We start from the raw sequence: 25845 nt of genomic DNA on the forward strand, positions 1-25845 counted from the left end.
GGGGTACCCAGACTGGCCGTGGTACAGACCCCCGAGTAGTCACCGGTCCACACACCACCAATGAGCGCATACGACGACGCAGACCAGCACGTGAATAGCGAGCCCACGCAACTCGACGACGACCCGATCCGGGTCCTGGACGAGGACGGGAACGTCCTCCCGAACGCGGCGGTTCCGGATCTCTCGGACGAAGAGTTGCTGGCGATGTACGAAGATATCGCGCTCGCACGCCGGTTCGACCAGCGTGCGATCAGCCTCCAGCGGCAGGGCCGCATCGCGACCTACGCGCCGATGACGGGCCAGGAAGGGGCCCAGGTTGCGACGAGCTACGCCCTCGACGACCAGGACTGGCTGTTCCCGACCTACCGCGAGCACGCAGCCAAGTACGTCCACGGGATGAGCCTCGAGTCACTCCTGAAACCGCTTCGTGGCATCCGAGAGGGGTACGCGATCCCGGATGACGTCAACGTCATGCCGGAGTACATCCCAATTGCGACGCAGTTGCCCCAGGCGATGGGGATGGCCTGGGGGCAGCAACTCCAGGGTCAGACCGACAGCGCCGTCCTGTGTCACTTCGGGGACGGGGCGACCTCCGAAGGCGACTTCCACGAAGGGCTGAACTTCGCCGGCGTGTTCGACGTCCCCGCCGTGTTCGTCTGCAACAACAACCAGTGGGCCATCTCCGTGCCTCGAGACCGGCAAACTGCGAGCGAAACGATCGCGCAGAAAGCCGCCGCCTACGGTCTCGAGGGCGTTCGCGTCGACGGACTCGATCCGCTCGCCATGTACGCGGTTACGCGCGATGCACTCGCGAAGGCGAAAAACCCGACCGGTGACGAACGGCGGCCGACGCTCATCGAGGCGGTCCAGTACCGCTACGGTGCCCACACGACTGCGGACGATCCGTCGGTCTACCGCGAGGAAGACGAGGCGGACGCGTGGCGACAGAAAGACCCCCTCGACCGCCTCCGGAACTACCTGTCCGCGGAGGGAATCCTCGACGAGGCGGTCGACGCCGAGATCGACGATCGGGTCGATGCCCAGATCGACGATGCGCTGGCGACCGTCGAGGCCGTCGAGACCGATCCGGAGCGGATCTTCGAACACGTCTACGAGGAGATGCCCGAGCGGCTTCGCGAGCAGCGGGACGAACTGCTCGCGCTCCGCGACAAGTACGGCGACGACGCGTTCTCGGAGGTGCTAGAATGAGTTCGGCCACGAGGGCAACCGCCGAGTCCGGGACGGACAGTCTGACGATCGTCGAGGCGGTTCGCGACGGACTCTACACGGAGATGTCGGCGGACGAGTCCGTCATGGTACTGGGCGAGGACGTCGGGAAGAACGGCGGCGTCTTCCGCGCGACCGAGGCGTTGTACGAGGAGTTCGGCGGAGATCGCGTCGTCGACACGCCGCTCGCGGAGTCCGGCATCGTCGGCACGGCGATCGGGCTGGCGCTGTCCGGGATGCGGCCGGTTGCGGAGATGCAGTTCATGGGCTTTTCGTACCCCGCGTTCGATCAACTCGTCAGTCACGCCGCCCGGATGCGGAGTCGGAGCCACGGCCAGTACTCGGTCCCGATGGTGGTCCGGGCACCGTACGGCGGTGGCATCCGGGCACCCGAACACCACTCGGAGTCCAAGGAGGCCTTCTTCGTTCACGAACCCGGGCTGAAGGTCGTCTCCCCGAGCACGCCGTCCGACGCGAAGGGACTGCTCATCGCGTCCATCCGGGATCCGGACCCGGTCGTCTTCCTCGAGCCAAAGCTGCTCTACCGCGCGTTCCGCGAGGACGTTCCGACGGGCAGGTACGAGGTGCCGCTGAGCGACGCCGCGATCAGGCGGACGGGGACCGACGTCACGGTGTACACGTGGGGGGCGATGACTCGCCCGAGCCTCATCGCCGCGGACAACGTCGCCGAGGAGCACGGCATCGACGTCGAAGTCGTCGATCTCCGCACGCTGTCCCCGCTGGACGTCGAGACGATCGTCGACTCGTTCACGAAGACCGGCCGGGCCGCGATCGTCCACGAAGCGCCGAAAACCGGCGGCGTCGGCGCGGAAGTGGCGACGACCATCCAGGAGCACGCGCTCTGCTATCAGGAGGCCCCGATCGAGCGCATCACCGGGTTCGACGCGCCGATGCCGTTGCACGCGCTCGAGGACTACTATCTCCCGCAGGCCGTCCATATCCAGGAAGGGATACTCGAGGCCGTCGCCTTTTGACGGCGAAACGCGAGCGGGTCGACCGCTGACCCACGGTCGCCGACGGCGACGGCCGGAGTCGCCCATTCACCAACGATTAAGACGGTCGTCACGAATGTGTACTGTATGCAACTCGGGACCGGGCTGTTTACCGCCCAGCGGCGGCCGGACGACGATCGCGAGGCGAGCGAACTGTACGACGAACTGCTGGCGCTGACTCGCGAGATCGAGGCCGCCGGACTCGACAGCGCGTGGGTCTCCGAACACCACTTCGCGGACGACGACTACCTCTCGGGGACGATGCCGGTGCTCGGTGCGATGGCCGCCGAAACCGAGACCCTGGAGATCGGCAGTTGCGTCGCGCTCGGGCCGCTGTACGATCCGATCCGGCTCGCGGAAGACGCCGCGACCGTCGATCTGCTCGCCGCCGGCCGGCTGACGTTCGGGCTCGCGATCGGGTCGAACCCACGCGAGTTCGACGCGTTCGGCGTCCCGCGGGACCAGCGGGCCGATCGACTCGCCGACCTCGTGCCGTTCCTCCGGGCGGCCTGGAGCGAGGGCGAACTCGGCTACGAATCCGGCTTCCACGACGTTCCGGACGACGTCTCGATCACGCCGAAACCGGACGACGGAGACGTTCCGATCATGCTCGGCGGCGCGGCCAAACCGGCCGTCCGGCGGGCGGCCCGGACCGCGGACGCGTGGTGTGCGCCCTCCTCGCTCTCGGTCGAGGGGGTGCGAAAGCGCGTCGAGGACATTCGACGAGTCCGCGAGGCGGACGGTCTCGAGGACGACTTCACCATCTACGTCCTCCAGCACGGGTGGGTCGGCGACTCTCGCGAGGACGCCTGGGCGACGATGCGCGAGGGCTACTTCTACATTCAGCGGCGCTACGAGGAACTCTTCTCCGGCGAGGACGTCGACGAACTCGACGACGAGCGAAAACGGGACCTGAAGAAACAGGCTATCTTCGGGACCCCGTCGCAGGTCGTCGACGAACTCGAGACCTACCGCGACGCGCTCGGCGACGACGTGCACTTCATCTTCCGCACCTACCATCCCGGTGTCGGAACCGAGGCGATGATCGACTGCGTCCACCGTCTCGGCGACGAGGTGGCCCCCGAACTCCGGTAACCTCCCGGCTCACGGCTCTCGATCGGCACGGCGCCGTCGCGGATGCGCTGGCTCTGCTGGTCTCGCGATCGGGGACGGCGTCTCCGCAGGTGCCGTCAGTGATCGATGACGGTTATCTCCTCGACCGGCCACTGGCTCAGGATTTCGACGCCGTTCTCGCGGACGACGACCATCTCTTCGACGCGAACGCCCTGCCGATCGGCGGGCTCCTGGGTCTCGACGGCCATCGTCATCCCCTCCTCGATCTCGATCGGGTGGTCGGGCGAGAGGCCGCGCCAGATCAGCGGCACCTCGTACAGCTGGAGTCCGAGGCCGTGGGCCCAGTGGTTGGTCGTCATCTGCCAGTGCTCGTCGGCGTCGTAGTAGTCGGCGTGCTCGCCTTCCATGTCGGGGAAGCCCTGGGCGATCTCGTCGGTGGTCGCGCCGGGTTCGATGCGCTCGAGCACGTCGTAGAGATTGTCACGGGCGGTTTCGTAGGCTTCTTTCTGGGCCTCGGTCGGGTCGCCCATCGAGAAGGTTCGGTAGTAACACGATCGGTAGCCGAGGTAGCCGATATTGTAAAAGTCGGCGTAGACGAGATCGCCCGGCCGGATCATCCGATCGGTGGTGTTCGCCTGGTGTTTCGGCCACGTGTTCGGGCCGGAGGTGAGGTAGCCGCCGCCGACGAACGCGCCGTGGCGCCAGAGTTCGTTCACGGCCTCGCCCCACACCTCGGTCTCGCGCATGCCCGGTTTCGCCTCCTCGGTGATCCGCTGGAAGCCGGCCTCGCAGATCGCCGCGACCATCCGTAGACACTCGATCTCGTCGTCGGTCTTGACCTTCCGGGCGTCCTCCATGATCGTCGTGCAGGTGTCGACGTCGGTCTCGAGTCCCTGGTCCTCGAGCGCCGCGAGCAGGCCCCGATTGCCGACGTCGACGCCGAGCGTCTCGTCGGTGACGCCGTACTCGGACATCGCCTCGGCGACGCCCTCGGCCATCGTCTCGAGCAGGAACTGGCGGGCGGAGTCGCGGCCGGACGCGCGCGGAACGTTCCCGAGACCGGGACAGGCGTACCGGACGTCGTGCAGCCAGGGGCAGTTGAACCGCTGATTGCTTGCGTGGTCGGCGGTATCCCAGTGGACGACGTCGCCTCCCTCGGTCAACAGGGTGTAGTGGTCCGCGCCGCTGCCGCCGGTCATCGCCAGCCCCGTCACGTAGCGGATGTTCGGGTCCGACAGCAGTAACATCGCCCCGAGATCCGTCTCCTGAAGCCGTTCGAGCGCCCGGTCCTTGCGTTCCTCCCGGAGCCGTCGGGTGTCGATCCGTTCTTCCCAGTCGACGGCCTGCGTGCCGCGGGTTCCCTCCATGAAGCGCCGCTCGTAGCCGGTCATGTACGATCGTATCAACTGAGCCGAACCACATAAATCGTGGCGCTTCTCGCGATCGAGCGGTGACCCCCGCGGCGTTCGAGCGCGTCCCCTGGGTGGTCCCGGCCCGCACGGAGCGCCGATCAGACCGGTTCGAGGCCGTTCTCCTCGCGCAACACGTTGATGTACTTCCGGAAGCCGGACTCGAGATCGTACTGGACCTCGTAGCCCAGATCTTCCTGTGCCTTCGTCATGTCGAGATTCTGTGTCCAGGGGAGTTCGCCGTCGTCCGAGACGTCGACGTCGGCGTCGGGCACGATCGATTCGACGGCTTCGGCGGCCTCGCGGACCGTCGCGAGCACGCCGCGGACGTTGTAGACCCGCTGGCTCAGATCCGATTCCGGCGTAAAGGCCGCCTTCCGGAACGCCTGCGCGATGTCCTCGACGTGCTGCCAGTCGATCGCCTGATCGCCGTACTCGACGCTGTAGGGCTCGCCGAGCGCGGGCTTTTCGACGATGTTCGCCAGGAAGGCCGAGCCGCCGGTCTCGCGGTAGGGGCCGTAGGCGACGGTCGGCCGGAGCGCGACGTGATCGAGTCCGTAGTCCTCGTGGTAGACCCGCGCCTGGTGTTCGTTGTACTCCTTGGTCGCGCCGTAGAGCGTGTCGGGATAGACGAGTTCCGTCTCGTCGATCCACTCGGCGTCGTAGTTCTCGGGCGGGGCGTACGCCGCCGCCGACGAGGCCCAGGCGACGCGCTCGACCTGGTCGTCGAGCGTTCGAGCCGCTTCGAAGACGTTGTTCGTCCCCATGACGTTCACGTCGGCCGCGGCGCGGGGGTTCTCGCGTGCGGTCGTCGTCAACAGCGCGGCCAGGTGGACGATGTGGGTCGTGCCAGTCTCCTTGACCGCCCGGATCACGTCGGTCGGCTCCGAGACGTCGCCGCGTCGCACCGTCACGTCGTCGGCGACGCCGAGTTTCTCGAGGATCTCCGTGTCCGTCGAGAGGTCGTACGCCACGACGTCGTGGCCGTGTTCGAGCAGGTCCTGTACCACGTAGGAACCGATGAATCCGGTTCCGCCCGTTACCAGTACGGTCGTATCGGTGTCGTTCATGTCTGGATGATAGTTCGATGGGTCACGTATAGGTTGGTGTTCGTTCGCACGGCGATGCTCGGGGTCGCATTACTCGTGGAGCCCCCCGACCGACTCGTAGAACGAGGACGCCAGCGTGTCGGCCATGTCCGCCTCGCGATCGATCCGGACGTCGAGGACGTGAGGGACGTCGGCCGCTTTCCCATCCTCGAGCGCCCCGACGAGGTCGTCGGGGTCGGTCACGCGCCGACCGACCGCGCCGAACGCCTCGGCGACTTTCACGAAGTCCGTGTCGTGGAACTCGACGCCCGCGATGTCGCCGTCCTCGCCCTGCATCTGGCGCACCATGCCGAGGCTGGTGTCGTTCAGGACGACGAACGTCGGGGCGACGCCGTACTCGACGGCCGTCTCGACGCTGTTCATCGTCATCGAGAAGCCGCCGTCGCCGGCGACGGCGATCACGTCCTCGCCGGTCGTCAGCGCCGCCGACACTGCGGCCGGGTTCGCCCACCCCATCCCGCCGACGCCGCCGCTCCCGAAGTAGGTGCGGACCGCCGGCGTCTGGAGGTAGTACAGCAGCCAGAACCGGTTGTTCCCGGAATCGGCCGTGACGATCGTCTCCTCGTCGACGACCGACTCGATCGCTTTGACCGCGCGCTGGGGTGCGATCGGGGTCGAGTCGTCCTCGCACTCGGGCGCAGTGAACCACTCCCGGGCCTCGGCGGCCCGATCGATCGCCCACCCGTTGTCCCCGCCGCCGGCCTCGGCGAGTGCGGCCAGACTCTCCGTCGCGTCGCCGATGAGGCCCACGTCCGCGGGGTAGACCCAGCCGGCGTTTCGCGTGTCGACGTCCGCGTGAACGATCGTCTGCTCGTCGGGTCGGATGAACCCGGGCGCCTGCCAGTTAGTGTCCATCGGGTTCAGCCGGCAGCCGACGACGAGCAACGCGTCAGCCTCGCTGACGACCTGGTTCGCACCCTCGTGGCCGAACGAGCCCATGACGCCCACGGCCCGCTCGTCCGTCTCCGGGTAGGTCGACTTCCCGAGATACGAGGTCGCGACGGCGCAGTCGTAGGCCTCGGCGACCGCCGCGAGTTCGTCGTAGGCCCCCGCGGCGTGGACGCCGTTGCCCGCGACGATCACCGGCCGATCGGCCGCCTCGAGCGCCTCGGCGGCCGCGACGGTGTCCCGGGCGGTCGGCGCGGCGTCCCAGGTCCGGGTCTGGGCGCGCGCGTCCCAGGCGGGTGGCGTCCGATCGGTCGGGACGTCGCCCGTGACCGCGTCGCCGTCGAGGATCACCGCCGTGGGGCCTGGCCGGCCGGCGACGGCGTGTTTGAACGCCAACTGGGTCGAGCGTACCGTCTCGACGGGCGTGCGCGGGAACCACCACTCCTTGCTCACGCCGTCGAGGATGTTCGGCAGGCTGAACCCGCCGTAGTCGCCCCGGGCCTGCTGGTAGGGTGCGAGCGTCGAGTACTCGCCGCGTTCGGAGGCTTCCGTGAGTACGACCATCGGCGACGACGACAGCCGCGCCTCCATCTGGCCGATCAGTCCCAGACTCCCGATCCACGGTCCCTGCCCGGCGAGGACGCCCGGATCGCCGGTCAGCCGACCGTACATCTCGGCCATCACGCTCGCCTCGCGTTCGTCGCGCGGGCGGACGAGGTCCACGTCCGAGTCCGGGAGGTGTTCGAGCAGTTCGATCACCCGCCCGCCCGGGTAGCCGAAGACGTACTCGACGCCGAGGTCCTCGAGAGTCTCGACGAGTGCGTTGGCCGTGGTCGTCATTCCTCGGGGGCGACGTGGACGGTTTCTTCGACGACCATCCGCGGACCGGCACCGAGGTCGACGAACTCGGCCGCGTCGGCCTGGACCTCCCGTCCGACGTCGGAGTCGAAGGCCTCGGCCATCGCCGCCTCGCTCTCGAATGTGAGTTCGAGGACGCCGTCGTACTCCGCGCGGTCCGGGTCGGTCGGGACGGACGTGCTGTACCGGACCAGCCCCGGCAGTTCGCGCGCGAGGTCGGCGTGTTCTCCCTGCCATCGGTCGACGAACTCCTTGTGGCTGTACTCGTCCCGCCGGACGAGACACTCGACCAGTTGTATCATGCATCGTCACTGTTGTCCGCCGGCGACTTTGTTCTATCGGTGGGGCGTGTTCGCGTCGTCCGCGGTGAATGATACCGAATGCCAACTATTATGATCGCCGCCGATCGTTTCGGGCATATGACCGAACCGTCCGCAGGATCCGAGATGCCCCGGATGCGCATCGACCACGTCGGCATCGCCGTCGAATCGATCGAGGACGCCGAAGCGCTGCTGTTCGTCCTCGGTTGCGAGAAGATCCACGAGGAATCGAGCGAGTACGGCGAGTTCACCTGGGCGACGTACGTCCTCGGGGACGCCTCCCGGATCGAACTGATCGCTCCCGACGACGGGTCGGAGTCGTTCCTGACCGCGTTTCTCGACCGCAACGGGCCCGGCCTCCACCACGTCACGCTCGAGGTCGCCGACCTCGCAACGGCGATCGACGTGCTAGATGCCCACGAGGTACGAGTCGTCGACCACGCGGAGTTCGATCACTGGGGAGAGGCGTTCGTTCCGCCGAGCAACCCGACCGGGGCGTTGCTCCAGTTGATGGAGTACGACGAGGGCTACGCGGCGCATCGCGTGGCCGGGGAACGGCTGTTCGTCGACGGCGATCCGCTCTGATCGCTCGACGAGCGTGGGTCCGGACCTCATGATTTATTGTCGAGTGCGCAAAACGTTCCACGTGATGTACAAGCACGTAGCCCTACTGGTTCGTCAGGAGGGGATGTCTCACGAGGAGTTCGTCGACTACTGGCAGACGAATCACACGCCGATCGCGCGGGATATCGAGGGCGTCGTCCGGTACCAGCAGGTGCTCCCGACGGAGCCGGACCACGCCGAGTTCGACGGGCTGGCGGAACTGTACTTCGAGGACCTCGAGGACCTGCACGACGCGCTCGGGTGTCCGGGATCCCGAGATTACGACCCGACGAAGGAGGTCGCGGCGAAAGCCCGGGAGGACGTCGACAACTTCCTCGCGGTCGAGGAACGGCCGCGGTTCATCGGCGAGGAAATCGTCCAGAAGGACGAGGTCGACGGCGATACCGAGGGGCTGTACAAACACTCGGCGTTTCTCGTCCGTCAGGAGGGGATGAGCCACGCGGAGTTCGTCGACTACTGGCAGACCAACCACACCCCGATCGCCCGGGAGATCGAGGGGGTCGTGAAGTACAACACGGTCGTCCCGACCGATCCCGAGAACGCGGAGTTCGACGGCGTCGCCGAACTCTACTTCGAGGATCTCGAGAAACTCTACGACGCGCTCGGGAGCGAGGGATCCCGAGACTACGATCCCGACCGCGGCAAGGCAAAGGAGGCCCGCGAGGACGTGGACAACTTCCTCGCGATCGACGACCGGCCCCGGTTCATCGGCCGGGAACGACTCGTCAAGAACGACCGCGAGCGCTGATCGCCATGTCGGATTCCGATCCCGACTTCGATCGCCAGGTTCGCGACGCCTTCCCCGAACTCGAGCGCATCGAGAGCGAGGACCTGCGCAAGCGCGTCGTCGAGGCGTGGGTGCTCGGCCTGGAGCGTGGTGGGTGGCGAGACGTTGCGGACGTGCCCTACGCCTGGAACATCCAGGAGGTCACGAACGTCGACCACGTTCGCGGCGTCACCCGCATCGCGCTCGAGGCGGCCGAGGAACAGCGATCGTTCCACGGCGCGGATCCGGACGTCGACACGATCGTCGCCGCGTGTCTCCTGCACGACGTCGGCAAGTGCTACGAGTATCCCGATCACGTCGACGACGACCTGCTCGACGACCCCGACCCGCGGTACGTCAGCGAGGAGATCCCCCACTCCATCTCCGGCTACGCGCTCGCCCACGAGGTCGGCTGTCCGCTCGCCGTCCAGCGGGCGATTCCGCACTTCCTCGGCGAAGTGCCGACGCGGACGCTCGAGGCCGAACTCGTCAAGAGCGCCAACTCGGCGTCCTCGAACGCGATCACGCAGGCGACGATGGGAATCACGTTACAGGAGTGGGTCGAGGAGTACTCCCAGACCTCGTGACGGAGGTGTGAGCCGTGACGCCCACGACTGTGCGAGGCGAGAACGGGTCGCGGCGATCGACTGCGTGCGACGCGAGTCGCCATACGCCGACAACCGATCTGAATCGTCTCTTCCTCTCGAAAAACGGTCCGACGCCGAGCGATGCCGGGGCGGCTCACTCCTCGGCTTCGGTGCCACCGTCCGCGATCGCTTCGGTCGGTCGGTCAGCACTCCCGGTGATCCGGCCGAGGTCCAGTACCATCTTGATGTCGTCGTCGAGCTCGGCGTACTCGCTCGTACTCGTTACGAGGGAGACGCCGACGAAGACCGCCACGGCGACGATCGTGGCGAGTTGGCCACCGAGGAAGCCGTAGGGGAGGGACAGCCCCATGTACTCGACGCCGTAGGCCAGCAGGACGGTGAGGATCAGTCCGGAGCCCCCGCCGGCGAGCGCCCCTTCGGCCGTGGCTCCGCGCCAGTTGTACGCGAGTGCGATACAGGGGAAGATGACGGCGGCGAAGATGGCCCAGCCCGCGGCACCGAGGACGAAGATCAGTCCCGGGAACGTACCCGCGATGACGCCGGCGGCGACGAGCAAGACGCCGGTCGTGATCCGTCCCCATCGAACTTCCTCTGCCTGCGTGAGGTCCGTCTCCCGGTACTCGATGAAGTAGTCGTGGACGACGGCCGACGCGCCCATGTTGAGAAATGCGTTACTCGTGGACATGATCGCGGCCACGACTGCAGTGAGTACGAAGGCGACGACGACGTCGGGTGCCCACTCGACCAGTGCGAGCGGTAACGTCGCGTCCGGGTTGCCAGGGTCGGCTACCGTGCCCTCGATGACGGCTGCCTGCAGGAACGGTGCGGCGATCCAGTAGAGGGTCGTCGCCAGGTACGCGGCTCCCGTGATGAGTGCGCCCCACTTCAGGACCGAGACGTCACGGACCATGTAGAACTTCGTGATCGCGTGGGGCTGGCCGGCGACGGTCGCCTGGATCACGATCACCGAGATGACGAGTCCGATCGCCATCAGACCGTCGCCACCCAGCAGCGTGAATTCGAAGTACTGCGGGTTACCGTTCTGGATCGCGCTGGTCATTCCACTCCAACCGAGCGTCGAGTTCGTGATCACGTAGTAGGCGGTCAGGACTCCGCCGACGACCATGATCGCCCCCTGGATCGCGTCGGACCAGATCGCCGCGAGCATGCCGCCGATGACCGTGTAAAACCCGACGACGAGCAGCCCGACCACCAGCGCTTCGAAGAAACTGATCGGGAGGATGAGCGACCCGACGATGCCGAGTGCGGCGTACTGTGCCGCCAGGTAGCCCATACAGCCGAGCAGGACCGACGTCGCGCCCAGCAACCGGACTCGCTCGTCCTGGAATCGATAGTACATCGCGTCCGGCGCCGTGATCGCGTTGCGAACGTCGCCGAGAACGCGCATCTTGCGTCCGAGCAACCAGTAGGACGCCGTAAACCCGAAAATGATCAGGCCACCGATGAGGACGAAGTACTCGACCCCGACGAGATAGCCGGTGCCGGTGACGCCGATCATTCCCCACCCGCTCTGGATGGACGCGAACACCGCCAGGGCGACGACGAGGATGCCGGACCGCCGACCGGCGACGAAGTACTCCTCCTCGCTCGTCTGGTAGCGTCCGGCCAGAATTCCGATCCCGATCATCAACGCTGCGAACAGCGCGAAGAACACGACGGCCGTACTCGAGTAGTATTCGACGCCGAGGTCACCACCCCACGTCTGCAGCGGCAGGGTGACTGTCCCGATCGACGCCATCAGTCGGTCACCTCCCGAACGTCCCGTTCGTCGACCGGTTCCGTCTCCCGCACGTCCATGGTTCCTTCCATCCGGGTTCCCAGATAGATCGAGGCGACGAGGAAGAGCACGACGAGCGTCAGGAAGACTTCGACGACCGGCGTCGGAAATCCGAGCAGGTAGCTCATTCGTGCACCTCCGTGCCGGACCCGGTCCACGCGCGATCGACTGTTCGCGCTGGCTCGTTCGACTGCCGATCGACTGTGCACTGGTGCCGCTCTCCGTGTGGCATATACACACAATAGCAATTGTATTGATAATAAATATATCCCATAATTCACCGGGTCTGACCGATGAATCTGCCTCGAACGGAGACGTCCGCCAGTTCACCTCGACGAAACCGGGGCGGAACGGTTGACGCGTCGTCGACGGCCGTCGAAGGGACGGTTGCCGGTCGCGGCGGCTCGCGTAATTCCCCTGTCATAAGCTAACTGTTAAGTAACGATGTGCGATGGTGTATCGTATGACTGGCTCCTATAGCCGGCTCTTCGAGCCGATCGATCTCGGTCCGGTGACCGTCCCGAACCGACTCTTCCAGCCGCCACACGGCAACGCGTACGGACTGGGTGAGCGACAGACCGACTTTCGCGCGGAGAAAGCGAAGGGCGGATTCGGACTGATCGTCCAGGAGTACAGCCAGATCCACGACTCGACCGACGTTACCCCGGTCGATTCCGGATACCTGCACGACGACGAGACGATCGAGCCTCAGCGACGGATGGTCGACGCGGTCCACGACCATGGGAGTAAACTCTTCGTCGAGCTATGGCACGGTGGGGCGACGGCCGGCAATTACGGGACCCGTCAGCCGCCGCTGTCCTCGTCCCAGAACCCGACCGGTCGGAACTACACGCCGAAGGAGATGGAGTACGAAGACATCCAGACCGTCCTCGACGCGTTCGGAGACGCCGCGGATCGTGCGTGCCGAGCGGGGTACGACGGGATCGAACTCCACGCGGCACACGGCTACCTGATTTCGCAGTTCCTCTCACCGTTTTCCAACGATCGGGACGACGAGTACGGCGGGTCGCTCGAGAACCGGATGCGGTTCTTCGAGGAGGCGATCGACCGGGTCCGGGCTGCCGTGAGCGACGCGATGACCGTCGGGGCGCGGTATACGATCGACGAACGCGTCGAGGGTGGACTCACCGCCGACGGTGACGGGATCGAAATCATGCGGCGCATCGGCGACGACCTCGACTTCTGGGACGTCGACGTCGGCATCAAACAGTCGATCGACGAGATGATCGCCCCGAGTCGCCGCCGCTCGAAGAATTACCAGCTGGAGTACGTGAAGGACGCGACGCGAGAACTCGACGTTCCCGTCGGCGGAACCGGCCGGATCACCGATCCCGACGACGCGGTCACGCTCCTCGAGGAGGGCTACGTGGACCTGATCGGAATGGCCCGACAGTCGATTTCCGACCCGCACTGGCCGCGAAAGGTACGGGAGGGGAATCCCGAGCGGATCAGGGAGTGTATCGGCTGTAACGTCTGTGTGTCCCAGTCACGGCAGGGGATTCCGTTGACGTGTACGCAGAACCCCACCGTCGGATACGAAGGGGCGTGGCCACCGGAGTCGTACGAAACCGCCGCCGATCCGAAAGGGGTCCTCGTCGTCGGTGGCGGACCGGCAGGCATGGAGTTCGCACGTGTGATGGGCGAACGGGGGCACCTGGTCCATCTCAAGGAGAAAGCCGACCGACTTGGCGGCCGGATACGGTTCGAAGCGGGATTGCCGGACCTGGGCGAGTGGAACCGCGTTCGAGACTGGCGCGTCAGCGAACTGGAGCGACTCGACACCGTCGAGATCCACACCGGGCCCAGGGCAGAGATGACCTACGAGGACGTGAAAACCTACGGAGCCGAAATCGTCGCGATCGCGACCGGGGCAACGTGGGCCGAAACCGGGGTGACGTCCGGCACCCACCAGCCGGTCCCGGGCTGGGACCAGGACCACGTTCTCACACCCGAAGCGGCCGTCGGTGCGGATCTGTCGGGACAGGATATCGTGATCTTCGACGAGGAGGGATACAACGTCAGCGCGGGTGTGGCCCAGTCGCTCGCCGCCGACAACCGCGTGACGTTCGTGACGCCGAAATCGAACGCCTTCCAGGAGACGCTTCACACGTTCGAGCAGCGAACGATCTTTTCGACGCTGTACGACCTGGGTGTCGAATTCGTCGACCACCACTCGCTCGACGCGGTACGGGAGACGGAGGTCGTCGCGTCGAACGTTCATTCCGGCGAACGGAGCCGCTACGACGCGGACTACGTCGTCTTCACGACGATGCGCGAATCGAACGACGACCTGTATCGATCGCTCACGGCCGATGCCGACTCGCTCCGCGAATCGACGGAAATCGACGCAATTCACGGGATCGGGGACTGCATCTCTCCGCGACGCATCGCCGACGCCGTCTACTCCGGCCACGAACTCGCTCGTCGACTCTGACGGACGCCGTTCCTGTTCCCGATCGGTCCGTTTCGGCGCTACCGGCGCGGCTCGCGGGTCGAACTCCCAGTAGTACGATCGCGGTCGATCGTCGTGGAGGTCGCAGTTCCGACCCGTCGACCGGCGTTCGCGCGGACGGGTGGCGGACGGGGGTCCGTTCCAGTGTTTCGAACGAAATCACCATCTGTTCGAATAGCGGGAACAACATTTTTGACAGTGCGGTGTGACCATCGATCCATGGCACGGGACTCGGCACACAGGCCGGTCGAAACCGTCGACACGGCCTTCGACGTCATCGAGTTGCTCAAACGAACCGACGGCGCCGGGATTACTGCGATCGCCGACGAACTGGGGCTGGCGAAGAGCACCGTCCACCGACACGTGAAGACGCTCGAATCCCGCGGGTTGCTCGTCCAGGAGGGCGACACCTACCGGATCAGCACCTGGTTCCTCGACTACGGCGTTCACGTCCGCAACGAGCACACGCTGTTCCCGGTCGTCAAGCCGAAAGTGGACGAGTTGGCCGCAGAAACGGACGAAAAGGTCTGGGCCGTGATCGAGGAACACGGCATGGGTGTCCACATCTACGGGGCGGAGGGTCGTCACTCCGTCAAGACCCACGCCCGGATCGGCCAGCGGACGCCCCTCCACCAGTTCGCCGCGGGCAAGGCCATCCTGGCACACCTCCCCGCGGACCGGATCGACGACGTCCTCGACCAGTACGGCCTCGCCGCACAGACCGATCGGACGATCACCGATCGGGATGAACTGCGCGAGGAGCTCGCGACGGTGCGCGATCGGGGCTACGCCTTCAACCGGGAGGAGTCGGTCGTCGGCGTGCACGCGGTCGGCGCGCCGATCAGGGACCAGTCGGGGGTCGCCGTCGGCGCGATCAGCGTCGCCGGGCCGGCCAACCGACTCCGCGGCGACCTGTTGACCGACGAACTGCCCGACCTCCTGCTCGGCGCGACCAACGAGGTCGAGATCAACCTCGCCCACTCCTGATCCGCTCGCCGTCTCCTCTCGACCCGTCGAAGCGCCCGGCGTTCGAGTAGCTCGAACGAACGTGTGGGCCGTCGGGATCGACGCGTCACGTGTTCGTTCCGATCGCTCCCGGATCCCCTTCCATTCAACCGTTCTCGTCCGCGCTGTCGGTACGTCTCGACTCTCAGTTCCGGGTGACAGGAGCGTTCACAGGTGCGCGGAAGGTCGGGGTTCGAGCCAATTGTGTTACAGCCGTATGTCTGTAATACAGGAGCGTTCGAGCGACCGGCGTCGTTCGAATAATTCGAACGACGTCCGCGGACCGTCGGCCGGTCGACGACCGGCCGATCGACGGCCCGTTACAGGTCGAGGAATTCCGTGGCGTTCTCCCAGAGGATCTTGCGCTGGGTCTCCTCGTCGAAGTCGAGTTCGGCGAACTGCTCGAGCCACGGCTCCGGTTCGAGCATCGGGTAGTCGGTGCCGAACATGACCTTGTCCGAGAGGAGCGATTTCGCGTAGTGGAGCACCTGATCGTCGATGTACCGGGGCATCCAGCCCGAGAGGTCCATGTAGACGTTACCCTTCTGCTGGCAAATCGCGAGTTGCTCTTTCTCCCAGGGGTAGGCCGGATGTGCGATCAGGATCTGCAGGTCGGGGTGGTCGGCGGCCACGTCGTCGATCAGCATCGGATTCCCGTACTTGATCTTTAGCCCGCGGCCACCCGGCGAGCAGGCCCCGAGCGTCGAGTTGCCGCCGTGGAACACGACCGGGACGCCGAGGTCCTCGATCGTCGCCCACAGTTCCTCGTGCTCGGGGTCGGACGGATCGAACCCCTGGGCGATCTGCTGGAACTTGAACCCGGAGAGGTCGAGGTCCTCGACGCACCGGATCGCTTCCTCGACGCAGTCGTCCTTGAGCGGATCGACCGAGCCGAAGCCCACGAAGAAGTCGTCGTACTCGTCGCGCACCTCGGCGACGTAGTCGTTCGGCACCGGGGGATTCCCCGTGTTCGTCTCCGCGTCCCACCCGAGCAGGACGGCCCGATCGACGCCGGCCTCGCGGTACTCCGCGATCATGTTGTCGTACGTGTCCGTCTCGAGGTCGGCGCCGAACCGATCGGCCGCGTCCTGCATCATCTCGCCCCCCGCGTCGTGGAGGAACTCGCTGGTCGGCTGGTGTGCGTGCGTATCGATCGCCCGCGGCTCGTCGAGAACGTCAGGCAAACCCATACCGTACGCGAGGTCGCGGTGCTATATGTATTTTTTCTCACCAGCGGGATCGGATGCCGCCCGCGGGATCAGTCGGTCGAGTCCGATCGGCGGTCGAGCAGTCGTTCGATCTCCGCCTCGTCGAGTACGTCGACCAGTGCGGCGTCGTCGCGCCGGTAAGCCTCCCACTGCTCGTCGGTCAACGCGTCTTCGAGGTCCTCGTCGTCGACCGCCGCCTCCAGCGCATCGTCGAGGTCGTCCGGATCGTAGCCGGGAATCGGCATAGTCGGTGCTACGTCGTTCACCTCCTTATACGTCACAGGGGGCGCGGGAGAGGTCCCGTGCAGTCGTCTCCGACCGCGTTCCCATCCCGACGGTCGCACGTGCTCCCGATCTCGATCGTCCGATCGTCTGCTCGAATCGGACTAATATCAAACAACCATCATAGAAATGTGAGATATGTGTAAAAATAGAAGATTCCAGGACAGTACTCTTCAGAAGGCCATATGGGACTCCTCTGAGGGGACGCAAGTCTGGCTATCTTCCTCTTGCCTGTCCAGCGCATCATCGTTGAATATGTGCCGAGGGACGACACTATCTTTGCCGATCGATAGTCGACAGTGGCCACTCACTGGTCGGTTCGGGCCGATTCGGGCCGATATGGGGGCTGACGGTGTAGTTGGCAGATTGGAGTCGAACGAGTTAGTCACTGATCACATTCGAGAACCTGTCAGTTTAGATATTCCCGTGGCGACCTGTCGCATGCCATCGGGACGAGGGCGTCCGGCGATCGGCCGACCGAGACGCAAATCGGAGCGTTGCGCACCGTCACTCGCCGGCGAATTCCGGGTCGCGACCCTCCAGGAACGCCTCGATCCCCTCGTCTTTGTCCGCGGTCGCGAACAACTGGACGAACAGTTCGGCCTCGTACTCGAGGCCCTCCTCGAGCCCCATCCGGGACCCGGCTTTGACGGCTTTCTTGGCGAACTCGAGCGCGATCGGGCTCTTTTCGGCCATCGAACGCGCGAGGTCGTAGACGCCGTCGTCGAGTTCGTCCTCCTCGTAGACCGCGTCGACGAGGCCGATCTCCCTCGCCTCCGCGGCGTCGATCAGTTCGCCGGAGAGGATCAGCCGCATCGCCTGTCCCTCGCCGACGAGTCGGGTGAGTCGCTGGGTGCCGCCGCCGCCGGGGATCAGCCCCAGGTTGATCTCCGGCTGGCCGAGTTTCGCACCAGCTTCGGCGATCCGGACGTCGCAGGCCTGTGCGAGTTCACAGCCGCCGCCTAGCGCGTGGCCGTTGATCCGGGCGACGACCGGAATCGTCGCGTCGTCGACGGTCTCGTAGACCCGCGGCCGCTCGCTGGCCCGACGCTGTTCGACGGGGCCGCGGTCCTGGAACTCGGTCACGTCGGCCCCGGCGACGAACGCACCCGAACCCTCGCCGCCGGTGAGCACGAGCACGCGCACGTCGTCGTCCGCGTCGGCGGCGTTCACGGCGTCTTTCAGTTCGGTCCGGACCTGTCCGTTGAGCGCGTTCCGGGCGTCCGGGCGCTCGATCGCGATCGTCGCGACCCGCTCGGCACGTTCGCCGACCGCGACGCCGAGCGTGTCGTACTCGTCTTCGAGCTTACTCATCGGCACCACCCCAGTCGCCGCTCGTGCCGACGCGTTCGCCGTCCTCCCAGACGTAGAACCCCTCGCCGGTCTTCTTCCCGAGTTTGCCCGCCCGGACTTTGCGTCGGAGCATCTGTGGTGGCCTGAACCGCTCGCCCAGTTCCTCGCGGAGGTGTTCGGCGATGTGTAGCCGCACGTCCAGTCCCACGTGATCCGTGAGTTCGATCGGTCCCATCGGGTGGCCGTAGCCGAGCGACATCGCCTCGTCGATGTCCGCGGGGCTGGCGACGCCTTCTTCGACCATCCGGATCGCCTCGAGTCCCGTCGCGAGGCCGAGTCGCGAGGTGGCGAAGCCGGCGCTGTCGCGGACGACGACGTCCTCCTTCTCGATCCCCCGGACGTACTCGATCGCGAACGCTTCGGTGCGATCGTCGGTCTGCTCGGCGATCACGACCTCGACGAGGTCCATCACGTGCGGCGGGTTGAAGAAGTGGAGGCCGACCGCGCGCTCGGGGCGATCGAGCGCGCTCGCCATCTCCGTCACGGAGAGCGAGGAGGTGTTCGAGGCGATCACCGTCTCCTCGTCCGTGGCGTCCTCGACGTCCGCGAAGACCTCCTTTTTGAGGTCCATGTCTTCGGGAACCGCCTCGACCACGAGGTCGGCGTCGGCGACCGCGTCCGCGAGGTCGGTCGTTCCCTCGATCCGATCGATGGTCGCCTGCATCTCGCTCTCGGTCACTTTGTCCCGGTCGACGCCGCCCTGCAGGTTCTCCCGGATGCCGTCGAGGCCGTCCTCGACGAGCGTCTCCTCGATGTCCCGCAGGACGACCTCGTGGCCCGCCATCGCGGACACCTGTGCGATTCCGTGTCCCATGCTCCCGGCGCCGAGAACTGCGATCTGCATGTGTGAATTCTCTCCAGTACGTCTCAAAAACGTTCCCATTCCGATACTCCTGGGCCCGGCTGGCTACAGGAGTTGATCGGCGATGATGTTCTTCTGGATCTCGCTGGTGCCCTCGTAGATCTTCGTGATGCGGGCGTCGCGGTAGTAGCGTTCGGCCGGGTAGTCCGTCACGTATCCGGCACCGCCGTGGACCTGGATCGCCTCGTCGGCGACGTCGACCGCGTGCTCGCTCGCGAACAGCTTCGCCATGCTCGAGAACCGGGCGGCGATTTCCTGGTTGCCCTCCTCGACCTGGGTCGCGGCCCGGTAGGTCAGCGATCGAGCGGCCTCGACGTTCGTCGCCATCTCGGCGAGTTTGTGCTGGATCGCCTGGAACTCGGCGATCGGCTGGTCGAACTGTTCGCGCTCCTGTGCGTACACGAGCGCGGCGTCGAGCGCGCCCTGTGCGGCACCGACCGCCTGGGCGGCGACGCTCGTTCGGCCGGAAGCGAAGAACTCCATCAGCTGGTAGAAGCCCTGGTCGACCTCACCGATGACGTTCTCCGCGGGGACGTGGACGCCGTCGAGAATGACCTCCGCGAGGTCGGAGGCGCGGATGCCGAGTTTGTTGTCGATCTTTTCGGTGCTGACGCCGTCGGCGTCCATCGGAACGAGGAACGCGGTGATGCCGCGGTGGCCCTCGCCGGGGCTGGTCTTGGCCATCGCGACGCCGACGTCGGCGACGGTGCCGTTCGTGATCCACATCTTGTTCCCGTTGAGAACGTACTCGTCGCCGTCTTTTTCCGCAACCGTCTCGATTCCCGCCACGTTCGAGCCGTGTGCCGGCTCTGAGATCATCGAACAGGAGGCCGACTCCCCGTTGGCGATCCTGGGGAGCCACCGCTCTTTCATCCACCCGTCGCCGAACTCGACGATCATGTCCGTCCCGAAGCCGGCCGACCCCACCGCGGAGCCGATTCCCGGGTCCGCACGCCAGAGTTCCTCGGTGACGATCGTCGAGGCGAGTTTGTCCATCCCGGCCCCGTCGTACTCGATCGGGATGTTCGGCGCGACGAAGTCGTACTCGGCCGCCTTCTTCCGGAGGGCTTCGGGATACGTTCCCTCCCGGTCGTGTTCTTCCGCGACCGGGACGATCTCGTTCTCGCCGAACTCGCGCACGGCGTCGCGGATCGCCCGGTGCTCGTCTGACAGGCGAAAGGCCATACGCGACGATCGATCGGCAGTCACAAAATAGCTTCGGTATTTCCAAACGTTGTAAGCTTCTGGTGGGCATGAGAATCCACTGTTGACACCTGGATACAATATCTGAACGATGTAATACGATGTGCGGTGTGATGCGTCGGAACGCAATCGGTGGACGGCCCGCTCGAGTACCCTCGCCGGCGACGGACCGCAATCTCTATACCGCCAATTCCGTACTACTAGCGTATGCTGGATTTCGTTCAACTCGAAGCCGATCTCGACCAGGAGGAGCGGTTGATCCGGGATACGGCCCGGGAGTTCGTCGCGGAACACGTCAAACCCGACATCGGCGACCACTTCGAGGCTGGTACGTTCCCGAAAGAGCTCATCCCGAAGATGGGCGAACTCGGGTTCTACGCCCCCAATCTCGAGGGCTACGGCTCGCCGAACGTCTCGGAGACGGCCTACGGGCTCCTGATGCAGGAACTCGAGGCGGGCGACTCGGGGCTGCGATCGATGGCCTCCGTGCAGGGCGCGCTCGTGATGTACCCGATCCACGCCTACGGGAGCGAGGCCCAGAAGGAGGAGTGGCTGCCGGCCATGGGCGAGGGTGAGGCGATCGGTTGCTTCGGCCTCACCGAACCCGAACACGGTTCGAACCCCTCCGCGATGGAGACCCGCGCCGAACGCGACGGCGACGGCTACGTCCTCAACGGCTCGAAGACCTGGATCACGAACGCGCCGATCGCCGACGTCGCGATCGTCTGGGCGCGCGATCGCTCGGCCGAGGGCGAACCGGTCCGGGGCTTCCTGGTCGAGACCGATCGGGACGGCGTCACGACGAACAAGATCACCGAGAAGCTCTCCCTCCGGGCGTCGATCACGGGCGAAATCGGGCTGAACAATGTGTACGTCCCCGAGGAGAACGTCCTGCCGGGCGTCACGGGCATGAAGGGGCCGCTCTCCTGTCTCACGCAGGCCCGCTACGGCATCGCGTGGGGTGCCGTCGGCGCCGCGCGAGACGCCTTCGAGGCGGCCCGCCAGTACGCCCAGGATCGCGAGCAGTTCGGCGGCCCGATCGGCCGGTTCCAGCTGCAACAGGAGAAACTCGCGGAGATGGCGACCCAGATCACGCTGGCCCAGTTGCTGACCTACCGGCTCGCCGAACTCAAGGAACGCGGCGACATGCGGCCACAGCACGTCTCGATGGCCAAGCGCAACAACGTCCGGATGGCCCGCGACCAGTCGCGGGTCGCCCGCGAGATGCTCGGCGGGAACGGCATCACGACGGACTACTCGCCGATGCGCCACATGGCGAACATGGAGACGGTCTACACCTACGAGGGGACCCACGACATCCACACGCTGATCCTCGGCGAGGACCTGACCGGGCTCCAGGCCTACCAGTAGCGGCCCGGTTCTGGAGGCCGGCGACACCGTGATCGACTCTTCTGCCGACTCCTCTCGTTTCACATAGTGAAACAAACTCCTCGTCTCGGTCCCGGGAATCGCCGGCTATCCCGCGTCGCACGACACTCGTTTCACTCTCCGGAACATTGATTGCGGTTCCCGACGACGACCCGCTATGACCTCGGACCGGAATCCGGCGGGCGGAACGGGCGTCGCGACGACCCGGAAGACGTTCGCGATCCTCGAGACGCTCAAAGCGGAGGCGGGGCTCTCGCTCGCCGAGATTACGCGGCGGACGGACCTGTCCAAGAGTACCGTCTACCGGCACGTGCGGACGCTCGTCGACATGGGGTACGTGATCGAGCGCGACGACGACTACTACATCGGGCTTCGACTGCTCGAGATCGGCGAGCAGACGCGAAACCGCGAGGCGGGATACACGGCCGCGAAACGGGCGGTGTTCGAACTCGGGCAGGAAATCGACGAGCGGGCGCTGTTCCTCGTCGAGGAAGCGCTCGAAGGGGTCTACCTCCACCGGTACGGGCGCCGTTCGGAGTCGTTGATCGGAAAACGCCGCCCGCTCCACTCGCTGGCCTCGGGCAAGGTCGTTCTCGCGGAGTGGGACGACGAGAAGATCGATCGCCTCCTCGCGGAGAAGGGCCTCGACCGACACACGTCGCGGACCATCACGGACCCCGACGCGCTCGCCGACGAACTCGATCGGATCCGCGACCAGGGGTACGCAGTCAACGACCAGGAGTACATGAACGGCCTCCGTGGGGTCGCCGTCCCGGTCTACACGCCGGACGACGAACTGCTCGGCGCGCTGGGGACGTTCGGCCCGACGAGCCGGTTCAAAGACGAGTACGTGCGTACCGATCTCGTCGATCGACTTCGGGACAAGGCCGGCGAGATCACGGTGACGCTCGCGTACGGGTAGCCAGTCCATCTCGACGCACGGGTCTGCACGGTAATTCGTGCGAGGACGATGGGGGACCGCTGTGGACGCTCTCGCGTCCCGCTATGTGAAACGGCGGGGGTGTCGGACGACAGCAGAAGAACCGACGGGGATCGAAACGGACTCCCGCGACCTCAGATCTCCGAGATCACGCCGTGGTCGCCCTCGATCGCTTGGGCGTCCTCCTCGAGCAGTGCCACGACGAGGAAGGGGGCGTACTCCTCGAAGTAGTCGACGACGGTCGCGATCCGCGCGGAGTCGATCGCCTCGAGCGAGTCGAGCAGCATGAACGGGACCGTCTCGTAGACGTCGTGGACGAGATAGCCCGCGAGTGCGAACACCAGCCCCGTCACCTCCCGCTCGCTCTCGCTCAGGTGGTCGATCGAGTCCTCGTAGGCCGCCCCGTCGTCGGTACTGCGGACGATCTTCAGGTCGAACGTGGACTTCGAGACTTTGCGACGCCCCTCCCGCACCTCGCGGGTCGTCCGATCGATCCAGATCCGATCGAGGTTGTCGTACTCGAGCGTATCGAGGAGGTTCTCCATGTGTTCGTTGAACGCCTCGACCGCGTCGGCCTCGATCTGGTCGATGCGGGTCCGGAGTTCCGTCAGCGCCTCCCTGATGTCCTCCTGTTCGGCTTCGAGGCGGTCGCGCTCGTCGAGCTGGTCCTCGATCGACGCGATCTCGTCGTCGATCTCGTCGCGCTCGCGCTCTTTGCGCTCGAGTTCGAACTCGAGCTGGTTGACCTCCCGGTGTTGCTCGAGGACGTCGCCGTAGTCCTCGGTCTCGAGGTCGTCGATCGTCGCCTCGAGGTCGTCGATCTCGTCGGTCAACGCCTCGCGCTCGGCCGTCAGCTCGTCGATCCGGTCGCGGCGGCGCCCGATCTCGTCGTCGATCGATTCGAGGCGACGCTCGGCCCGACGGTACGCCGACCGGTTCTCGTTGATCTCGTCGAGCGTCGATCGTTTCTCGTCGAGTTCGGCGCTGACGTCGGATCGCTCCTCAAGGCGGTCCTGTCGCGCGCTCCGGAGCTGTTCGATGGTGGTTTCGATCTGGTCCCGGGCGACCGACGACCCACAGGTCCAGCAGGTGATCGTCTCGGAGTCGTCGTCGGGAAGCAACTGGTCGGTGACCGGTCCGCTGTCGGTCGCCTCGCCACCACCGAGGATCTCGGTGGACTCCTCCAAGAGCTGTTCGTTGAACTGGATGGTGCTCTGGAGCTGCGAGATTTCCTCGCTCAACTCGGCCTTCTCGTCCTGGAGGACGTCGATCTCGGCCTCGAGTCGATCGAGCTCCGTCTCTTCGCCGGTCGAGAGTTCGTCGAGTCGTTCCTCGACCTCCGCTCGCTCGGTCTCGAGCGCCTCGATACTCTCGCGTTCCGTCTCGACCCGGTCTCTGGTCCGCTCGAGTTCCGATCGGGTCTCGCGCAATTCGTCGAGTCGCTCCTCGAGTTCCGACTGGTCGGCGCGTCGCTCCTCGACGTCGACGTTCGCGTCCTCGAGCGCCGCCTGTGCCGTCTCGAGTTCGTCCTGGAGTCGATCGATCTCGTCGACCACCCGCGTCCGTTTCGCCTCGAGGTCGGGCAGCCGATTCTCGAGGTCGTCCAGTTCCGCGAGTCGATCGTCGATGTCCCGTTTGCGCTGCTCGTACTGTTCGATCTCGGCCGTGATCGCCTCCGTGTCGACCGGCCGCATGATCAGTTCCCGGAGATCGTCCCCCCGCGCGACTGCCCGGCGCGCCTCGTTCGACTCGAGCAGGAACGCGAACAGGTCGGCGAGTTCCGGATCGTCGAGGTACGGGTCGCCGTCGGTGACGACCGTCCCGCCGCCCCGCTGGAGCGATCGGTGGTACGTCTCGTCGCCGAACGAGAGCGTGGCCCCGCCCTCGTCGGCGTCGGCTTTGAGGCTTACCCGATCGCTGCCGAGCGCCGCCATGATCCCCTGGAGCAGCGACGTTCGGTTCGTCGCGTTCCGCCCCGAGAGTACGGTGACGCCCTGCTGGAACGTGACCTCCGTCTCGTCGATGCCGCCGATGTTGTCGACGGAGAGGGTCGCCTGGTTCGGCATCCGCCGCTGTTCCGAGTCAAAACTGGATTCCATGGAGTCTTCTTTCGGTTCCTCCTAAATATGTATTTCCACTTTCAATGCTGGGGTCGGGCGCGGGTCACTCACGTGCGATCACAGCCACAGCCCCGTTCGTCGAGCAGTTCCCTGACCGTGTACTGTTGCTGGCACTCCTGGCAGGTCACCGTGACGGAGACGAGTACGTCGAACTCTCCGATGTCGACGACGTCGTTGCGTTCGAGTTGTGCGATCGTATCCTCCGTCACCACCGCAGTTCGGTTCTGGAGCGCGCCGAGTTTCTCCGTGGCCCGCTCGAGGCGTTCCTCGTCGTCGGGTTCCTCGAGTGACGCCTCGAGACAGTCCGTCAGGTGATTGTAGACGGTCTGGTGGGAGACGAAGTCCGACTCGACGTCCTCGATCGGGACCCCCTCGCGCTCGAGTTCGTTCCGGGTCTGGACGCGCGTCCCGCTGGTGACGTCGTCGTCGGTGAGCAGCCGATACGTGTTCTCGACTTCGCCGTCCTTGAGCGCCACGCCGGCCTCGTCGAGTGCCGCCTCGAGAACGCGCTGGTTTACCCGCGTCGCCAGTTCCCGGGTGCTGTACTGTTCGTCGCCGGTGCCGGTCCAGGACGCGACGAGGTCGTCGTCGAGCCCCGCGAGATCGTACGCCGCCGCCACTCGGCCGAGTTTGCAGCCGCACGACTCGTCCGCCGATCGGGATGTGGATGATTCGGTCACTGTCCTCCCGTTGGGTATCCGATCGCAAAAACGTACCGGAATGACAACTGTTTACAGACATATGATTGTAACAGATTTTCGTCGACAATAGCGCCGCAGACTCCCGTCGGTCGTCGCGCCGTCGGTGCAATTTTCCGCTCCGATCGTCTCCCTCCGACCGGTTCGATCGTCTTCCGCTCCGATTGTGCGATAGCCCTGTTCTCTTCCGCGACCACCGACCTCGCCGGGAGCGCGTCGATCGAACACCGCGAGTCATCTTACCAATACCCATATAAATAACGAAACAAATCAGAACAAGAATGGTTTGGGAGGAGAGTGGGCCGATAGCCTTCGCCGTTTGCGAACCCCGATCCGGGGATTCGGAGATTCCAGCTGTTATGGCACTGAATGCGATCGAATTCGACGTACGACGTTTCCCTGCTACGCACGTTCGACTTCGGTACGAACGTGGATCTCGACCTGGGCATTCGAGGATCGATTCCTGAGGGCCCGAATCCGGCCGTCCGTTCCGCAGTACTGGCGATCAGGCCCTCTGGATCACACCGGATGCGTCTCCGGACCGGCCCGTTCGATCACGGATCGACCCCGATCCCTTGCTCTCGATGTTTCTATAACCTCTCGCTTTCAAAGGTATAT

Annotated in this window: 23 protein-coding genes; 10 read left to right on the top strand and 13 right to left on the bottom strand. The window is 65.5% G+C overall.

The window, feature by feature from the left end:
* Positions 1 to 60: 60 nt before the first annotated feature.
* The 3 genes from pdhA to MUN73_RS05485 all read left to right on the top strand — a co-directional run bounded on the left by pdhA (position 61) and on the right by MUN73_RS05485 (position 3335).
* Positions 61 to 1209, top strand: a complete 1149-nt coding sequence (gene pdhA, locus MUN73_RS05475; RefSeq protein WP_250139422.1) for a pyruvate dehydrogenase (acetyl-transferring) E1 component subunit alpha — start codon at positions 61 to 63, stop codon at positions 1207 to 1209.
* Positions 1206 to 2222, top strand: coding sequence for an alpha-ketoacid dehydrogenase subunit beta (locus MUN73_RS05480; RefSeq protein WP_250139423.1), 1017 nt, complete (start codon positions 1206 to 1208; stop codon positions 2220 to 2222). The genes pdhA and MUN73_RS05480 overlap by 4 nt, the downstream gene beginning before the upstream one ends.
* A 105-nt stretch (positions 2223 to 2327) precedes the next feature.
* Positions 2328 to 3335, top strand: a complete 1008-nt coding sequence (locus MUN73_RS05485) for an LLM class flavin-dependent oxidoreductase (protein WP_250139424.1) — start codon at positions 2328 to 2330, stop codon at positions 3333 to 3335.
* 95 nt (positions 3336 to 3430) lie between these two features.
* Here MUN73_RS05485 and MUN73_RS05490 read toward each other — a convergent pair whose 3' ends face one another.
* From MUN73_RS05490 to MUN73_RS05505, 4 genes are all read right to left on the bottom strand, one after another.
* Positions 3431 to 4705 (bottom strand): M24 family metallopeptidase, encoded by a 1275-nt coding sequence (locus MUN73_RS05490; protein ID WP_250139425.1) that lies wholly within the window; start codon positions 4703 to 4705, stop codon positions 3431 to 3433.
* Between the two features lie 119 nt (positions 4706 to 4824).
* Positions 4825 to 5793, bottom strand: a complete 969-nt coding sequence (locus MUN73_RS05495; RefSeq protein WP_250139426.1) for an NAD-dependent epimerase/dehydratase family protein — start codon at positions 5791 to 5793, stop codon at positions 4825 to 4827.
* 69 nt (positions 5794 to 5862) lie between these two features.
* Positions 5863 to 7560 (bottom strand): thiamine pyrophosphate-binding protein, encoded by a 1698-nt coding sequence (locus MUN73_RS05500; protein ID WP_250139427.1) that lies wholly within the window; start codon positions 7558 to 7560, stop codon positions 5863 to 5865.
* A complete protein-coding gene (locus MUN73_RS05505) occupies positions 7557 to 7880 on the bottom strand; it encodes an EthD family reductase (protein WP_250139428.1) in 324 nt (107 codons plus the stop codon). The genes MUN73_RS05500 and MUN73_RS05505 overlap by 4 nt, the downstream gene beginning before the upstream one ends.
* Before the next feature lie 117 nt (positions 7881 to 7997).
* Between MUN73_RS05505 and MUN73_RS05510 the strand changes: the two genes are divergently transcribed.
* The 3 genes from MUN73_RS05510 to MUN73_RS05520 all read left to right on the top strand — a co-directional run bounded on the left by MUN73_RS05510 (position 7998) and on the right by MUN73_RS05520 (position 9875).
* On the top strand, positions 7998 to 8483 hold the full coding sequence (locus MUN73_RS05510; RefSeq protein WP_250139429.1) for a VOC family protein: 486 nt from the start codon (positions 7998 to 8000) through the stop codon (positions 8481 to 8483).
* Positions 8484 to 8547: 64 nt separating this feature from the next.
* Positions 8548 to 9270, top strand: a complete 723-nt coding sequence (locus tag MUN73_RS05515) for an EthD domain-containing protein (RefSeq protein ID WP_250139430.1) — start codon at positions 8548 to 8550, stop codon at positions 9268 to 9270.
* A 5-nt stretch (positions 9271 to 9275) separates the two neighbouring features.
* Positions 9276 to 9875 carry an HD domain-containing protein gene (locus MUN73_RS05520; RefSeq protein ID WP_250139431.1) on the top strand — a complete coding sequence of 200 codons (600 nt, stop codon included), beginning with the start codon at positions 9276 to 9278 and terminating at the stop codon, positions 9873 to 9875.
* A 154-nt stretch (positions 9876 to 10029) separates the two neighbouring features.
* On the opposite strand, the gene MUN73_RS05525 is transcribed toward MUN73_RS05520, so the two are convergent.
* Positions 10030 to 11655, bottom strand: coding sequence for a sodium:solute symporter family transporter (locus tag MUN73_RS05525; RefSeq protein ID WP_250139432.1), 1626 nt, complete (start codon positions 11653 to 11655; stop codon positions 10030 to 10032).
* Positions 11655 to 11822 (bottom strand): hypothetical protein, encoded by a 168-nt coding sequence (locus MUN73_RS05530; RefSeq protein ID WP_250139433.1) that lies wholly within the window; start codon positions 11820 to 11822, stop codon positions 11655 to 11657. Before MUN73_RS05530 ends, MUN73_RS05525 begins: the two co-directional genes overlap by 1 nt.
* 335 nt (positions 11823 to 12157) lie before the next feature.
* Between MUN73_RS05530 and MUN73_RS05535 the strand changes: the two genes are divergently transcribed.
* Entirely contained in the window at positions 12158 to 14149 is a 1992-nt protein-coding gene (locus tag MUN73_RS05535) for an oxidoreductase (RefSeq protein ID WP_250139434.1), read from the top strand.
* 237 nt (positions 14150 to 14386) lie between these two features.
* Entirely contained in the window at positions 14387 to 15154 is a 768-nt protein-coding gene (locus MUN73_RS05540) for an IclR family transcriptional regulator (RefSeq protein WP_250139435.1), read from the top strand.
* 338 nt (positions 15155 to 15492) lie between these two features.
* Here the strand turns inward: MUN73_RS05540 and MUN73_RS05545 are convergent, their stop codons facing one another.
* The 5 genes from MUN73_RS05545 to MUN73_RS05565 all read right to left on the bottom strand — a co-directional run bounded on the left by MUN73_RS05545 (position 15493) and on the right by MUN73_RS05565 (position 20062).
* On the bottom strand, positions 15493 to 16362 hold the full coding sequence (locus tag MUN73_RS05545; RefSeq protein WP_250139436.1) for an amidohydrolase family protein: 870 nt from the start codon (positions 16360 to 16362) through the stop codon (positions 15493 to 15495).
* 68 nt (positions 16363 to 16430) lie between these two features.
* Entirely contained in the window at positions 16431 to 16625 is a 195-nt protein-coding gene (locus MUN73_RS05550) for a DUF8027 family protein (protein WP_250139437.1), read from the bottom strand.
* Between the two features lie 544 nt (positions 16626 to 17169).
* The gene (locus MUN73_RS05555; protein WP_250139438.1) at positions 17170 to 17976 is read right to left on the bottom strand and encodes an enoyl-CoA hydratase/isomerase family protein; all 807 of its coding nucleotides are present in this window, start codon (positions 17974 to 17976) and stop codon (positions 17170 to 17172) included.
* Positions 17969 to 18859 carry a 3-hydroxyacyl-CoA dehydrogenase family protein gene (locus MUN73_RS05560; protein WP_250139439.1) on the bottom strand — a complete coding sequence of 297 codons (891 nt, stop codon included), beginning with the start codon at positions 18857 to 18859 and terminating at the stop codon, positions 17969 to 17971. Before MUN73_RS05560 ends, MUN73_RS05555 begins: the two co-directional genes overlap by 8 nt.
* A 63-nt stretch (positions 18860 to 18922) precedes the next feature.
* A complete protein-coding gene (locus tag MUN73_RS05565) occupies positions 18923 to 20062 on the bottom strand; it encodes an acyl-CoA dehydrogenase family protein (protein WP_250139440.1) in 1140 nt (379 codons plus the stop codon).
* 225 nt (positions 20063 to 20287) lie between these two features.
* Here MUN73_RS05565 and MUN73_RS05570 point away from each other — a divergent pair, with 225 nt between their 5' ends.
* Together MUN73_RS05570 and MUN73_RS05575 are read left to right on the top strand one after the other, a co-directional pair.
* Entirely contained in the window at positions 20288 to 21451 is a 1164-nt protein-coding gene (locus tag MUN73_RS05570) for an acyl-CoA dehydrogenase family protein (RefSeq protein WP_250139441.1), read from the top strand.
* Positions 21452 to 21626: 175 nt separating this feature from the next.
* On the top strand, positions 21627 to 22391 hold the full coding sequence (locus tag MUN73_RS05575) for an IclR family transcriptional regulator (RefSeq protein ID WP_250139442.1): 765 nt from the start codon (positions 21627 to 21629) through the stop codon (positions 22389 to 22391).
* 152 nt (positions 22392 to 22543) lie between these two features.
* Here MUN73_RS05575 and MUN73_RS05580 read toward each other — a convergent pair whose 3' ends face one another.
* Positions 22544 to 24508 carry an archaea-specific SMC-related protein gene (locus MUN73_RS05580; protein WP_250139443.1) on the bottom strand — a complete coding sequence of 655 codons (1965 nt, stop codon included), beginning with the start codon at positions 24506 to 24508 and terminating at the stop codon, positions 22544 to 22546.
* 68 nt (positions 24509 to 24576) lie between these two features.
* A complete protein-coding gene (gene rdfA / locus MUN73_RS05585; RefSeq protein WP_250139444.1) occupies positions 24577 to 25209 on the bottom strand; it encodes a rod-determining factor RdfA in 633 nt (210 codons plus the stop codon).
* Between the last annotated feature and the right edge of the window lie 636 nt (positions 25210 to 25845).

Origin of the sequence: Halosolutus amylolyticus (assembly GCF_023566055.1) — an archaeon.
Classification (GTDB): Archaea; Halobacteriota; Halobacteria; order Halobacteriales; family Natrialbaceae; genus Halosolutus; species Halosolutus amylolyticus.

Bases quoted from the DNA above. Each gene is read 5' to 3' on its own strand.
- MUN73_RS05575 (WP_250139442.1), top strand. From the start codon at position 21,627: ATGACCTCGGACCGGAATCCGGCGGGCGGAACGGGCGTCGCGACGACC.
- MUN73_RS05495 (WP_250139426.1), bottom strand. From the start codon at position 5,793: ATGAACGACACCGATACGACCGTACTGGTAACGGGCGGAACCGGATTC.
- MUN73_RS05535 (WP_250139434.1), top strand. From the start codon at position 12,158: ATGACTGGCTCCTATAGCCGGCTCTTCGAGCCGATCGATCTCGGTCCG.
- MUN73_RS05480 (WP_250139423.1), top strand. From the start codon at position 1,206: ATGAGTTCGGCCACGAGGGCAACCGCCGAGTCCGGGACGGACAGTCTG.
- MUN73_RS05485 (WP_250139424.1), top strand. From the start codon at position 2,328: ATGCAACTCGGGACCGGGCTGTTTACCGCCCAGCGGCGGCCGGACGAC.
- MUN73_RS05555 (WP_250139438.1), bottom strand. From the start codon at position 17,976: ATGAGTAAGCTCGAAGACGAGTACGACACGCTCGGCGTCGCGGTCGGC.
- MUN73_RS05540 (WP_250139435.1), top strand. From the start codon at position 14,387: ATGGCACGGGACTCGGCACACAGGCCGGTCGAAACCGTCGACACGGCC.
- MUN73_RS05525 (WP_250139432.1), bottom strand. From the start codon at position 11,655: ATGGCGTCGATCGGGACAGTCACCCTGCCGCTGCAGACGTGGGGTGGT.
- MUN73_RS05500 (WP_250139427.1), bottom strand. From the start codon at position 7,560: ATGACGACCACGGCCAACGCACTCGTCGAGACTCTCGAGGACCTCGGC.
- pdhA (WP_250139422.1), top strand. From the start codon at position 61: ATGAGCGCATACGACGACGCAGACCAGCACGTGAATAGCGAGCCCACG.
- MUN73_RS05545 (WP_250139436.1), bottom strand. From the start codon at position 16,362: ATGGGTTTGCCTGACGTTCTCGACGAGCCGCGGGCGATCGATACGCAC.
- MUN73_RS05515 (WP_250139430.1), top strand. From the start codon at position 8,548: ATGTACAAGCACGTAGCCCTACTGGTTCGTCAGGAGGGGATGTCTCAC.
- MUN73_RS05580 (WP_250139443.1), bottom strand. From the start codon at position 24,508: ATGGAATCCAGTTTTGACTCGGAACAGCGGCGGATGCCGAACCAGGCG.
- MUN73_RS05505 (WP_250139428.1), bottom strand. From the start codon at position 7,880: ATGATACAACTGGTCGAGTGTCTCGTCCGGCGGGACGAGTACAGCCAC.
- MUN73_RS05570 (WP_250139441.1), top strand. From the start codon at position 20,288: ATGCTGGATTTCGTTCAACTCGAAGCCGATCTCGACCAGGAGGAGCGG.
- MUN73_RS05550 (WP_250139437.1), bottom strand. From the start codon at position 16,625: ATGCCGATTCCCGGCTACGATCCGGACGACCTCGACGATGCGCTGGAG.
- MUN73_RS05490 (WP_250139425.1), bottom strand. From the start codon at position 4,705: ATGACCGGCTACGAGCGGCGCTTCATGGAGGGAACCCGCGGCACGCAG.
- MUN73_RS05560 (WP_250139439.1), bottom strand. From the start codon at position 18,859: ATGCAGATCGCAGTTCTCGGCGCCGGGAGCATGGGACACGGAATCGCA.
- MUN73_RS05510 (WP_250139429.1), top strand. From the start codon at position 7,998: ATGACCGAACCGTCCGCAGGATCCGAGATGCCCCGGATGCGCATCGAC.
- MUN73_RS05565 (WP_250139440.1), bottom strand. From the start codon at position 20,062: ATGGCCTTTCGCCTGTCAGACGAGCACCGGGCGATCCGCGACGCCGTG.
- MUN73_RS05530 (WP_250139433.1), bottom strand. From the start codon at position 11,822: ATGAGCTACCTGCTCGGATTTCCGACGCCGGTCGTCGAAGTCTTCCTG.
- MUN73_RS05520 (WP_250139431.1), top strand. From the start codon at position 9,276: ATGTCGGATTCCGATCCCGACTTCGATCGCCAGGTTCGCGACGCCTTC.